Here is a 12838-nt window from a genome sequence, read left to right as displayed (position 1 = left end):
TCTGACAATCATTATAAATGAAATATACATGAAAGAGGAAATGAAGTATTGATTATATGAAAATTTGTATATAGTAGGGAAATGTATTATGAAACTTTTACAGTTTCTAAAGCGTAAAAGGAGTATGACGATTTAGGAGGAATGACGGTGTTCAAAAAAATAGCAGCAGATGCACTTGGACTTTCAGATATTGGAGTAGTTGTGCCACAAGTGGATTATGATAAAACAGATGCAGATGATTTTATCCTACATGAAATTGACGAAAAAATATATTTTTTAATTAAAACGAAGGCAGATGAGTACTGCTTTACGAATCGTGCCATTATTCATGTAGATGGCGAGAGTGCTATGAGTAAAAAGAGATTATTGCGACGCTATGACTATTCTATGTATGCCATTACAGATGTTTTTCTAGAAACAGCAGGAACAATTGACCTTGATGTCGAAATTAAGTTTACAATTGGTAATTCTCCACTATCCATCGACATCCATAAACGCTTTATTGATGATATTAAAGACCTCTATAAAGCACTACATGCTATTAGCTATGAGCAAAAACACAATGCCTATAAGCTAGAGGTAGCAGAAAAAAGCTTAAACATTGCTTCTTCATCACTTGGACGGATGGGCAATGATAACATCTCTCCATCTACGTCATTCGAGGAAATCACACGCTTTGCGAGTACTTGGATGATCGACCATAAAGAAAAGTACAAAAAAGAAGACTTCTCACATATTTTTGATTTATACATGAACAATTGATAAAAATAGCTCTCTGCAAATGTGGAGAGCGTTTTTAACATATAACACTTACATAAAAATCAGAACCAGGAGCGTGACAAAAAATGACAAACGAATTGCATGTGCTTGAAAAGGAAGGCTTAGAAAATGATGACTTTATACAGCAATCGCAAGCCGCTGAGACATTGTTCGTAAATGAGTTCATTGATGGAATTTTAGATCCCTCAAAGAAGATGTTAGGGCCCGTTAAAGACGGTGGAACGATCATTGCCAATACAGCACCTGGATGCTGGGGACCAATGCTTACACCTACTATTCGTGGAGGACACGAAGTAACGAAGCCTGTTTTTGTAGAAGGCGCTGAGGTGGGCGACGCCATCGCCATTAAAATTAAATCTATTCAGGTCACATCTCTGGCAACCTCGTCAGGTTACGATGAGGCGATTATAGATCGTTTCATTGGCGACCCGTTCGTTTCTGTCAAATGCCCAGGTTGTGGCAAGCTACATCCAAGCACAATTGTCAAAGGGATAGGTCCACAAGCGATTCGCTGTTCAACCTGTGATACAGAAACGGCACCATTTAAAATGATAAACGGCTATACAATGGCCCTTGATCAAAAAGGTCAAATAGGTGTCACTGTTGGAAGAGAGGGGGCTCGCCGTATCGCCCTTGATGCTAAAAATTACATGAGAACACCTGAAAATTCTGTACAAAATCCAGTTGTGGCATTAGCACCAAGCGACCTAGTAGGTATAATGGCGAGAATGCGACCTTTTTTAGGACAGCTTGGTACAACCCCTTCAAAAGCAATGCCGGATTCTCATAATGCTGGTGATTTTGGTTCGTTCTTAATTGGAGCACCGCATGAATATGCCTTTACACAAGATGAATTGGATTTACATCGTACCGATGGTCATATGGATATAAGTAGAGTACGCGAAGGGGCAACGATTATTTGTCCTGTAAAGGTTCCAGGTGGCGGTGTCTATATTGGGGATATGCATGCTATGCAGGGAGACGGGGAGATTGCAGGGCATACAACAGATGTAGCTGGTATTGTACAGCTACAAGTTAGTGTCTTGAAAAAAGTAGCATTGGAAGGCCCAGTGTTATTACCAAACGAAGAAGATTTACCTTATACAGCAAAGCCCTTTACGAAGGAAGAAAAGCGCCGTGCACGAGAGCTAGCAGAGGAGTTCGGTGTGAAACAGGTAGAGGAAGCATTCCCTGTATCTATGATTGGTTCTGGAAAAACGCTAAATGAGGCTACGGATAATGCAGTCCAGAGAGCTGCAAAGTTATTTGAGATGAGTGAGCCAGAAGTATTAAATAGAGCGACGATAACAGGTTCCATTGAAATTGGACGTCATCCAGGAGTTGTCACAGCAACCTTCCAAGTACCTAAAACGATATTGAAAAAGGTACGAATTTATAAGACAGTGAAAAAGCAATATGATTAATAGATGAATTCATTCTAAAGCAAACTGTTAAAGGTTTGCTTTTTTGTATGGGTTATGGGGTGGCAAAGTAAGAATTTGTCTGAAATATGAAGTTTAGATTGAATTCTAATGTTGTGTTGATATAATAGGTAAAGTTTAAAAATGATTAGCCTAACCGAATTTAAATAGAACGTAGCATAGAAAAGTTGGTGCCGAATGACAGAGTTTTTTGGTGTGGAAAATAAAATAGAGAAAAAGAATAGTATAAAACCTTTTATATTAAAAATGAGAGGAGGGGGACATGCCCCCTCTCGAACAAATTTTGCTGATGCCATCACGGGAGCAATAGGCGGCTTAATATGTATTTTTGTTTTGCTATGGCTAACAAATTTTACAGAGGCACCTTGGCTAATGGCTTCACTTGGTGGTAGCTGTGTACTTGTATTTGTCGTCTGGAATGCACCGTTATCTCAGCCTCGAAATATTATTGGCGGCCATTTCATTTCCGCCTTTATTGGTTTGGCTATGTATGCACTATTAGGCTCGAGTATGCTGTCTATTAGTTTAGGCGTAGGGCTAACAATATTTTTTATGGCCTTCCTGGGCATTATCCATCCGCCGGCAGGTGCCAATCCTATAATTATTATTTTAGGAGGCTATGGTTGGAGTTATTTAGTAACACCTGTGTTAATTGGAGCTGTCATTATTGTATTTTTCGGATTGTTGATAAATAATTTACGTGAAAAAAGAAAATATCCACTATTTTGGTGATGGAGATTTCCATCTATGAAGTGTATTCACTTGATAGGTGGTTCTTTTTTGTTTGAGAACATTTTAGCTAGGCATATCACTAATTTTTTAGCATATTTTACTTAAGATTTGTTATATTGAAGAAAGAGTGTTAAAAACATGTATTTGAATGATAGGGGAAGATCTTTGTTGGTCGAATTTGATGGGAGGCTCCAATTTTATGCTGTTGGACTGTGATGAGCAATTATTCATGGCTTATAAACAAAAAAGTGAAAAGGGTGCTGAAAATTTACTAGCAACATGGCTGGAGGCAGAGTCAAATCTGCAGGAAGATCCAAAAATACTTGGTACTTCGCTTTCACCAAAGCTATTTTTAGTAAATGAAGAAACGGCTAAGAATATTGCCTTTTCCACAGCTCGTAAATATTGGGGTCGTGTATCAACAGAAATGCAAATGTATTTTGACAAATATGGCTTAGATGCAAAATTTGTGAATGAACGGCTCAATGCTTTTTTTTATACACAAAAAGGAAAAGAAACTTTTTTTGAGCAACTCTTTGCGCAACACACAATAGACTTAGAACGACTAATTTGGCTAGTTTTTGGGAAACGAATGCAAATAGCAATGCCAGTTAATGAACTACAAACAATTATTTTATATAAATTTCAAGATGAATATTTAGTGCATATGATGTATAAAGAGCATGCATCTTTTTGGCATTGGCTTTTTACAAAAAAGGTTTATTCACTGCTTATCCACAGACCCTTAGAGCAATTCACATTTCTTTATGAAATAATGGGACATTTTGAGCAATCTATGAAAGAAAATTGTGAACATGTGGATAACTTTGTGAATAACTATAAAACGATACTGGATAAGTGTATAACTCATGTGGATAAGCACAATGCTAGCTGTTTGGCAAAAAAACAGTTACGTCTTTATCAAATTGTTGTACACTACCGATTGGCTGAGGGAGATAATAACTGTGTGAAGGCACTTATTACGTCCTTTGAGGCGGATTGGCGCTATTCAATGTATGCATTAACGGAGAAGGAAAAAGTGTTAATAGCCTATCTACTATTTCATATAGCACATCAGGAGAAGGATAATGAATTAGTTATTCAATATGGGGAATATTTATTAGAGGATGAGCGACTTAATAATTATGCAATCGAGATAATGCTTGAATATAAAGAGTTACTACCAAATCGTAAGCCGACTCCTCCTGCAATTATTAAAAACTATGAACTAAATTTTTTAGAGAATTTGTATGCTATATTGCTGGATCATTACGTAAGAATGGGACGTTATCAAGAGGGGTTAGTCCTTTTAAAAGAGCATGTACTAGCATCCAATAAAAAAATACATGCAGCATTAGTGGAGGGGAGTTGTAGCAATGAACAATTGATTGCAATTGAGGCATATGTTCAGCAGGATATTGCATTACACGTTAATAATTCATTACAGCATATTGGGTTATCTGTGGAAGAATGGCGTCAACATTATCGCCAATCAGAGGCTCCTTATTATTTTGTAGCTCAAAGTGCCTCTCTCCATCTATTAAATATTTTAAAGATTTTATTTGTAACAGAGCACTATGAGCTTTTTGAGAAATTAATGGAAATCTACAAAAAGTATTTATTGATTGACGATCATTTTGAAAAGCTACGAGTATTTATAAGTGCATATGTATAAAAGTAGGGCTGTCCAAAAAGTTGATCTTCGGCAACTTTCTGGTACAGCCCTGTTCCATATGCAAATAATGCTAGAATGAGTTTTAGAAGTTTTCTTTCTGTGCCTTCGCTGTCTCAAAAGAAGCTTTTATTTCACTTAAAAGATCACTATCTTTTAATAAGCGATAGCCAGCTGAAGCAAGTGCTTTTGCTCCTTTTATTAAAGCTGCATCACCTTCAGGGGATTTAGCAGCTTCTCTAAATTCATTTGTATGCCCAATTAGATCGTCTGGGCCAATTTTTATATATGGATGTGCTGTTGGAACCTCGTAGCTAATATTCCCAGCATCTGTTGAACCTTTGCCTTGTCCTCGAATTGTCCAAACCTTTTCTCCTAATGCCTCTAACTCCTCTTGTAAAATATTATCTAGTAAAGGATTTAGCACAAAATCCTTTACTTCATTTTGGAATCGTTCAATTTTTACCGTTGCCCCGGTTGCTAGTGCAGCACCTTCAGCAATTGCACGTACCTTTACTGATACCTCCTCTGTTTTTTTCCATGAATCCGCACGAATGAAGAATCTTGCTGCTGCATATTCAGGAATAATGTTTGGTGCATCCCCACCATGTGTAATAATTCCATGAATTCGAACATCTGTAGGAAGCTGCTGGCGTAAAGCATTAATCCCAACAAAAAGCTGGATCACTGCATCTAATGCATTAATTCCTTCCTCAGGAGCCCCTGATGCATGTGCGGCTTTCCCGTAAAAATGGAAATCAAGTGGATCAACGGCAAGTGTTTCGCTTGTTAGAGATGTTTTTCCTGCTGGATGAATCATTAAAGCGACATCTACTTCCTTTAAATAGCCATGTGCTACAAAGCTTCCCTTTGCACTGCCGTTTGGACCACCCTCTTCAGCAGGTGTTCCTAAGACGACGACACTTCCACCAGTTTCATCTAATGTTTTAGAAAGAGCAATTCCGGCTGCTACACTCGTTGTTCCAATAATATTATGACCACAGGCATGCCCTAAACCTGGAAGAGCGTCATATTCAGCAAGAAAGGCAATTGTTGAACCAGGTTTTCCACTGTCTTTCACTGCATAAAAGGAGGTTTCATGTCCAGCAACGGCTGTGTCTACTTTAAATCCTGCATTCGTCAAGATTTCTACATGCTTTTGACTTGCGAAAAACTCCTGATTCCCTATCTCTGGATTGGCATGGATTTCCTGGCTAGTTTCAATATACAATGCTTGATTTGTTTCAATGGATTCCTGGATTAGTTCAATTCCCGATAAAGTTTTGCTCATATTTATCTCCCCCTATAGTCCTTTGCTTTGTTTTATTAACTCATCTTTTGATAAATCAACAACAATAGATCCTCCATTTGTTTCTGCCTCGACTGCCTTCATTACGTCTTCCTCATGATACAGCTCGACAATTCTCTGATATGTTTTATTATCTTGATCATCTGCTCGTGCAGCAAAAATGTTCACATAAGGTAAGGCGTTTGGATCGTTGGCATCTTCAAGATAAATGGGGTCCTTTACGGGATCAAACCCAGCTTGTCCAGCAACTCCATTATTAATAACGGATGCAACTACATCTGGTAATACACGTGGTGTTTGTTGAGCTACAATCGGTAAAATGTCTAAATCTTTCGGGTTGTCGACGATTTTACTTGGGTCACCGAAGAGACCAAAATCATCTGCCAATTTAATTAAGCCAGCTGATTCTAATAATCTTAATGCACGAGCCTGGTTGGAAGGGTCATCAGGGATAGCAATTTTGTCACCTTTTTTAATTTCGTTAACATCCTTCACTTTCTCTGAATATATTCCCATTGGAGCAATAACAGTAGCACCAATTGGAACTAAATCGACATTATTTTCTTTAGTAAATTGTGTTAGAAACGCGATATGCTGAAAGGAATTAATATCAATTTCTTTATTTGCTAATGCCTGATTCGGCAATGTATAGTCAGAGAACTCAACAAGCTCAATTTCAATCCCTTCCTTTTTAGCTTTCTCTTTTAAAATCGGCCATACTTCACCATCTGTTCCAGTTACACCAATCTTTACTTTTTCTTCTTTTTTAGCATTATCTGTAGCTGAATCAGACCCACAGGCAGCCAATGCTAATACGGCTGTTAAAACTAATAAAATACTAAACCACTTTTTCATTATTAATCTCCTCTTTCGTTGTTTTATTCAAATGAAAAATGTCCTTCTTACCGTCGCATAATTTTTCTTGATAGCTTATTCCCAATCCACTGCGCAATTTGTACAAGAATAATAAGAATAATAACGGTCACAAGCATGACACTTCCATCAAAGCGTTGATAACCATATGTCATTGCAATATGACCTAAACCGCCTCCGCCAACTGTACCAGCCATTGCAGAGAAATCTATTAAACCGACTGTCACAAACGTTAAGCCTAAAATTAACGGTCCAAGTGCCTCTGGAATTAATACAGTAAAAATAATTTGTAGAGGACTTGCTCCCATTGCCTTTGCGGCTTCAATTACCCCAGGGTCAATGCTAACTAAGTTATTCTCTACTACTCTCGCAATACCAAATGATGAGGCAATCGTCATCGGAAAGATTGCTGCCCACGTACCAATCGTTGTTCCAACAACCATTCTTGTTAATGGGCTAATGGCCACTAGAAAAATAATAAATGGAACTGGGCGAATAATATTAATTAAAAAATTTAACAATTGAAACACGAATTTGTTCTCTAAAATATTTCCTTTTCGTGTCACATATAGTAGTAAACCTATTGTTATACCAAGAATAGAACCGAAGATAAGGGTTATAATAACCATTAAAATCGTTTCACCCGTAGATTCAAAAATACGGGGCCAAAAAGTCGTCCAATCAACCTTCATTGAATTTTACCTCCTCAACAGTTACAATGTCTTGTAATTCAGTAAGAACACTAGGTATTTTATCGCTATGTCCCTCAAATGAGACGAGCAAGTTCCCATAGAACTTCTCCTGAATTTCTCGGACAGAGCCATAGACGATATTAACGTCCACATCAAATTTTCTTGTTACGCGAGAAAGGATAGGATCGCTAGCAATATCACCTTTAAAAATAACACGGTATAAATTTTTGCCGCCTTTTTTTCTCCATTCCTCTAATAGAGATGCAGATGGTCGATCTTGCTGAACCGATTGAATAAACCGTTGAGTCGTTAAATGCTGTGGATTTGTAAAAATATCAAAAACTGAATTAGATTCAATTACTGCTCCATTTTCCATGACTGCTACTCTGTCACATATTTGTTGGATGACATTCATCTCATGTGTGATTAGCAAAATAGTGATTCCTAAATCCTTGTTTACTTTTTTGAGAAGGCGGAGAATTTCCCCAGTTGTATCTGGATCGAGCGCTGAGGTTGCTTCATCACAAATTAATATATCAGGGGAGGTAGCAAGCGCCCTCGCAATGCCAACCCGCTGTTTTTGGCCTCCAGATAATTGCTCAGGGTAATCGTTCGCTTTTTCTGTAAGACCAACAAAACTAAGAAGTTCTGCAACTCTTTCATTAATTTCTTTTTTAGGCACTCCCGCCAGCTTAAGTGGATAGGCTACATTTCCAGCTACCGTTCTTGAGGAGAATAAGTTGAAATTTTGAAAAATCATGCCGATTCTTCTTCTCAGCTTTCTTACCTCTTTTGGTGTGAGCGAATTAATATCAACACCTTGTACTTGAACAGTGCCATGGGTTGGACTTTCTAATAGATTCACAAGTCGCAATAATGTGCTCTTTCCTGCACCACTAAATCCAATAATTCCAAAAATCTCTCCCTGCTGAATGGAAAGAGATACATCTTTCACTGCATTCACTTCACGATCACCAAATTTAAAGGTTTTCGCTACATTCTGAAATTCAATCATTTACTTGCTCAACTCCCTATTTAAAAATAAAGAACAAAAAGGACCTTCCTTTTGTTCTTATCGATTAAGAAAAAAGGAAGGTCCCCACTATTGAAGAAACTACTTCCTTCTCATCTTTCAAATGTAAGTACATTTGCAGGAATTGGCACGGTATTATGTTAATAACCCGCTGCCGAGACTTCATTGGGCCTGTCCCTCAGTCTCTCTGGATAAGAAGAAATTATCGTATTTAATTGTCTGTTAAGATTTAAACAATACTATAATGCTTGATGAATTATATGTCAACATTTCTTTTAAAAAGTTTTATTAGAAAAATAAATCCATTTACTGTTATAACAGCAGGAGTACATTGGTAGCTGCGTTTTTTCTAGTGAAATAATTTATGCTTATGTTACTGAGGATGTCAATGAGCAGGCAGCCATAAAAAGGTTCAATTTGAAAATTGCCTACTTCCAAATTGAACCTTTCCGTTATTCTAAAACGCCCTTTTCTCGTAAACTAGCAATTTGTTCATCATTATAGCCAAGTGCAGTTAATACTTCTTCATTATGCTCTCCAAGCTTGGCACCGACATACTTGTACTCAGGCTCAGTGCCATCAAATTTAAAGGCAGAAGCAATTTGCTGTTGCATGGTGCCATCGCTTTTTGGAATATCGACGATCATGCCGCGAGCCTTCAACTGTGGATGCTCACATGCTTCTGGAAAAGTGAGTACAGGCTCTACACAACCTTCAAAATCCTCGTTAAATACCTCAAGCCATTCCTCATATGTCTTTGATAGAAAGGCATCATGAACAGCCTCTTTAAAGCGTATTTGCGTATAGTAAGAATCATTAAAGGTATTATCAATCAACTCAGGAATGTCGAGTGCTTCACAGAGCAGTTTACGAAATTGAGGTTCTAAGCTACCGACAGAGAAGAAGCGTCCATCTTTTGTTTTGTAAAAATCATAGTAACTGCCTCCGTTTAAAATTTCTTGCTCTGGCTGTGGTACACGACCACCCCCAATAAACGCAGCACCATACATAGCATTCAGCGAAAAGACAGCATCTGTCATACTAATATCTATGAATTGTCCTTCGCCTGTTTTTTCACGATGAAGGGCAGCAGCCAGTACCCCAATTGCGGCATGCATTGTCCCTCCAGCTATATCAGCTAGTTGAACTCCCATGGAGACAGGCTTTTTATCCTTATGGCGTGAATAATCGAGTAAGCCTGCTAAAGATAAATAGTTATTATCGTGTCCAGGTCGATTGCTATAAGGTCCAGTTTGTCCGTAACCAGTAATCGCACAATAGATAACCTTTGGATTTATTTCCTTTAGAGCTTCATAGCCAATGCCAAGGCGTTGCATGACACCAGGCCGAAAACCTTCGATAATAACGTCATACTCTTGCACCAGTGATTTTACAATGTCTATAGCCTCTGGTGATTTAAGATTTAATGTAATTGATTTTTTAGATCGATTTAAATGTTGATGAATGTAAGCCTCATGATCTTCATCATAGGGAGGCATAATTCGTGTTAAATCAACGCGCTTTGAAGATTCAACATGGATGACATCTGCTCCTAAATCAGCAAAAATCATTGTCGCCATTGGCCCTGGTAGTAATGCAGAAAAATCGAGAATTTTTAACCCTTGTAAAATGCCCAAATCTTCCAACCCCTTTTTGTGTAGGCTACACGACCATCCCATTGATGGAAGCGTAGCGCTTTTCTCATAATCCCCATTGTGTGAAAAGCGTAACGTTCGATTCTGTATTAATACAGTTTATTTTATTTTAAAGAGTATTATAACAGAATAGACCTTAACTTGCCTATGCTATTTTTCATTATAAAATAAACATTTCAACTTTCATATGTCAGAATAACAATAAAAGTAAAAAAATTTAGAATTTAGATTTTTTATCAAATTTCAGACAATAGTTGTCAGTTGTTAGAATATTTAATTTAAGAAAATAAATTGTAGAATTTTGTTTACTAGCTAGCTATATGATACGACCCTTTTTATTGATACAATCCTAGTGGTGTATTGGATTCTTCTTACGCAATTTGGAAATGATACTATTACCCCATTTATTAATAAAGTATCTCTCAAAAAATACATATAAAATTAACGTAAATAGGAGAGAAGAAATGAAATCACATCAATTAAAACTAAAGCATTTAATTATGGGAGTTGCGATGGCAGCATTCTTTTTCACGAGCCTTGGTAGTGTTTGGGGCGGATACAGAATGAATATTGACTCGATAAAGGAAAATACACTAGAAACGAATAGGGTTTATGCTCAAAAATTGGCATCTACTGCGGATTCTTATCTACATGAATCTTTCCAAATATTAGGTTATAGTGCAACTCAGATACAAGCAAAGATGGACGATGCGCAAGCATTGAATCAGGAAACAGAACGTTTGAGATTGCAAAATCAAATGTTTAATTCTGTAGTAATAACAAATGCAGAAGGATTGGTTTTATCCGTCTCTCCACCATCTATTGAAATAAAGGGAGAAATTTTAACATCAATCGGTGCTAAAGAGGCGTTATCCAAAAGGACACCACTTATCTCTAAACCATATGAGGCGATGACAGGACGTCTCATCATTTTTATTTCTCATCCTATTTTTTCCGACTCCAATGAGTATTTAGGAATGATAGCAGGGACTATTTATTTAAAGGAACCAAATGCCTTTAAAACTTTACTGGGAGAGCATTATAGTAAGGACGGCTCTTACGTATATGTAGTTGATTCAGATGGGCGTGTTATCTATCATCAAGACCCAAGTCGGATTAATGATGTGGTAACGAAAAATAAAGTCGTTCAATCGGTGATATCAGGAAAGAGTGGTGCTCAACTTGTTGAGAACACAGAAAGAGTGAAAATGCTTGCTGGCTATAGTACAGTCCCATCAACAGGATGGGGCGTTGTCGCCCAGAAACCTTTAGACGTAGCACTAGCCCCTTCCTTTGATCGTGTGCAGGAAGTCATTATTAAATCTGTACCCCTTATGATTCTATCTATTATCATTGTACTTTGGGCGGCAGCACGCATTGCCAACCCTTTGCAGCAACTAGCAAATTTAACGGAGGAAAGTTTAGATAAGAAAAATGTAGAAGGTTTAAAATCTGTAAGTGGATGGTACTTTGAAGCTTATTCTTTGAAGAATGCCTTGGTTCGGAGTTTATCATTTTTACATGGACAGGTCTCGTTTTTCAAGGATCAATCTACTGTTGATCCACTGACGGGAGTTACGAATCGACGTACAATGGATTCGATGCTTGCCGAATGGTTAACGAACAATGTACCACATGCAATTATTTTACTAGATTTAGATCACTTTAAAAGTGTGAACGACACATATGGTCATGCAGTAGGCGATAAAGTTTTGCAATTTTTAGCCAGTCATATGGAAGCTGTGGCTCGTGAAGGAGATGTATGCTGTCGATATGGTGGCGAGGAATTTGTCATACTGCTACCAAATACGGCAGCAGAAGAGGCAGCACAAGTGGCTGAACAACTACGAGAAATTTTGGCAACAACAGAAAGTCCATGTGGCAGACCCATAACATTATCTGCAGGAATAGCTGCCTATCCAGCAATGGCAGATTCAACAGAGGAACTAATTAAAGCAGCTGACGATGCACTGTACCTTGCGAAACAAGAGGGACGCAATCAAGTAAAGGTTGCGGAAATATAAATGCAGTAAAAAATGAAACAAAGGGGCTTACAATTTTGAATTTCGGGGTAATTGATTAATGCAAACATCATTTGGGCAAGCTACTTGTAAGTCATCCGCCATATGACTTCCTAAACCATGTTCAAATGATATGTAACTCGGGTCACATCTCTTGATCGACTTGACAAGACGTAAGGTTATCCCCCTTTCCCTTATGACACCCCAAGGACGACTAGATGTATGCCTATATATCGTGAAAAGCCAAGCGAGCACCGATGCTCCTTGGCTTTTTTGTTGTGTGGATGAAGGGAATTTATTTTGTTATTAGTGAGGGTCAAACGTGGCCACAATGGTTTGAAGAGGAGAGAAGTGGTGATATCACATGGAAGAGCTCGTCAAAGTGTAGAGCCCGTTCTAAAAGTGGGAAAAGATGCTCATTAAGAAGGGCTATCATTCCAAAAGAAATAGAAAGGTGAGTCAAAATGGCGAATCACTCAGTTAGCAAACTGAAAAATTAATCACCATTTCAGAAATAGAAAGGTCATTTGATTAATCAAGAAATTTACCTGACTAATTTAGATTTATCTATGAAGGTTCGTTAGCTACGAGCCGATATAAAGAGTATGAGGAAATGATATTTGTACGTA

The 12838-nt window shown here is 37.8% G+C and carries 10 protein-coding genes and 1 riboswitch; of the genes, 5 read left to right on the top strand and 5 right to left on the bottom strand.

Features of this window, described 5'->3' with window-relative positions; genetic code table 11:
* Positions 1-147 precede the first annotated feature (147 nt).
* From MHI34_RS06325 to MHI34_RS06310, 4 genes are all read left to right on the top strand, one after another.
* A complete protein-coding gene (locus tag MHI34_RS06325; protein ID WP_271912080.1) occupies positions 148-762 on the top strand; it encodes a PH domain-containing protein in 615 nt (204 codons plus the stop codon).
* An 83-nt stretch (positions 763-845) separates the two neighbouring features.
* The gene (locus MHI34_RS06320) at positions 846-2204 is read left to right on the top strand and encodes an acetamidase/formamidase family protein (RefSeq protein ID WP_342504270.1); all 1359 of its coding nucleotides are present in this window, start codon (positions 846-848) and stop codon (positions 2202-2204) included.
* A 195-nt stretch (positions 2205-2399) separates the two neighbouring features.
* Entirely contained in the window at positions 2400-2954 is a 555-nt protein-coding gene (locus tag MHI34_RS06315; protein WP_036124979.1) for an HPP family protein, read from the top strand.
* Positions 2955-3183: 229 nt separating this feature from the next.
* Positions 3184-4629: a hypothetical protein gene (locus MHI34_RS06310; protein ID WP_230593880.1), complete on the top strand. Its 1446-nt coding sequence runs from the start codon at positions 3184-3186 to the stop codon at positions 4627-4629.
* A gap of 82 nt (positions 4630-4711) precedes the next feature.
* Here MHI34_RS06310 and MHI34_RS06305 read toward each other — a convergent pair whose 3' ends face one another.
* The 5 genes from MHI34_RS06305 to MHI34_RS06285 all read right to left on the bottom strand — a co-directional run bounded on the left by MHI34_RS06305 (position 4712) and on the right by MHI34_RS06285 (position 10170).
* Complete coding sequence (locus MHI34_RS06305) at positions 4712-5917, bottom strand: M20 family metallopeptidase (protein ID WP_342504269.1); 1206 nt, start codon at positions 5915-5917, stop codon at positions 4712-4714.
* 12 nt (positions 5918-5929) lie between these two features.
* Complete coding sequence (locus MHI34_RS06300) at positions 5930-6790, bottom strand: MetQ/NlpA family ABC transporter substrate-binding protein (RefSeq protein WP_058845259.1); 861 nt, start codon at positions 6788-6790, stop codon at positions 5930-5932.
* A gap of 47 nt (positions 6791-6837) precedes the next feature.
* Positions 6838-7500 carry a methionine ABC transporter permease gene (locus MHI34_RS06295; RefSeq protein WP_036124987.1) on the bottom strand — a complete coding sequence of 221 codons (663 nt, stop codon included), beginning with the start codon at positions 7498-7500 and terminating at the stop codon, positions 6838-6840.
* Positions 7490-8515, bottom strand: a complete 1026-nt coding sequence (locus tag MHI34_RS06290) for a methionine ABC transporter ATP-binding protein (RefSeq protein ID WP_058845260.1) — start codon at positions 8513-8515, stop codon at positions 7490-7492. The genes MHI34_RS06295 and MHI34_RS06290 overlap by 11 nt, the downstream gene beginning before the upstream one ends.
* A 107-nt stretch (positions 8516-8622) precedes the next feature.
* Positions 8623-8731: riboswitch (SAM riboswitch) on the bottom strand.
* A gap of 254 nt (positions 8732-8985) precedes the next feature.
* On the bottom strand, positions 8986-10170 hold the full coding sequence (locus MHI34_RS06285) for a CaiB/BaiF CoA-transferase family protein (RefSeq protein WP_101966944.1): 1185 nt from the start codon (positions 10168-10170) through the stop codon (positions 8986-8988).
* Between the two features lie 482 nt (positions 10171-10652).
* Between MHI34_RS06285 and MHI34_RS06280 the strand changes: the two genes are divergently transcribed.
* Positions 10653-12212: a sensor domain-containing diguanylate cyclase gene (locus MHI34_RS06280; protein WP_036128290.1), complete on the top strand. Its 1560-nt coding sequence runs from the start codon at positions 10653-10655 to the stop codon at positions 12210-12212.
* Positions 12213-12838: the final 626 nt, after the last annotated feature.

Source organism: Lysinibacillus sp. FSL L8-0126, assembly GCF_038630385.1.
Taxonomy (GTDB): Bacteria; Bacillota; Bacilli; order Bacillales_A; family Planococcaceae; genus Lysinibacillus; species Lysinibacillus fusiformis_D.
This window is presented reverse-complemented; position numbering and strand designations above follow the sequence as displayed.

Bases quoted from the DNA above. Each gene is read 5' to 3' on its own strand.
- MHI34_RS06290 (WP_058845260.1), bottom strand. From the start codon at position 8,515: ATGATTGAATTTCAGAATGTAGCGAAAACCTTTAAATTTGGTGATCGT.
- MHI34_RS06305 (WP_342504269.1), bottom strand. From the start codon at position 5,917: ATGAGCAAAACTTTATCGGGAATTGAACTAATCCAGGAATCCATTGAA.
- MHI34_RS06315 (WP_036124979.1), top strand. From the start codon at position 2,400: ATGACAGAGTTTTTTGGTGTGGAAAATAAAATAGAGAAAAAGAATAGT.
- MHI34_RS06320 (WP_342504270.1), top strand. From the start codon at position 846: ATGACAAACGAATTGCATGTGCTTGAAAAGGAAGGCTTAGAAAATGAT.
- MHI34_RS06280 (WP_036128290.1), top strand. From the start codon at position 10,653: ATGAAATCACATCAATTAAAACTAAAGCATTTAATTATGGGAGTTGCG.
- MHI34_RS06310 (WP_230593880.1), top strand. From the start codon at position 3,184: ATGGCTTATAAACAAAAAAGTGAAAAGGGTGCTGAAAATTTACTAGCA.
- MHI34_RS06295 (WP_036124987.1), bottom strand. From the start codon at position 7,500: ATGAAGGTTGATTGGACGACTTTTTGGCCCCGTATTTTTGAATCTACG.
- MHI34_RS06300 (WP_058845259.1), bottom strand. From the start codon at position 6,790: ATGAAAAAGTGGTTTAGTATTTTATTAGTTTTAACAGCCGTATTAGCA.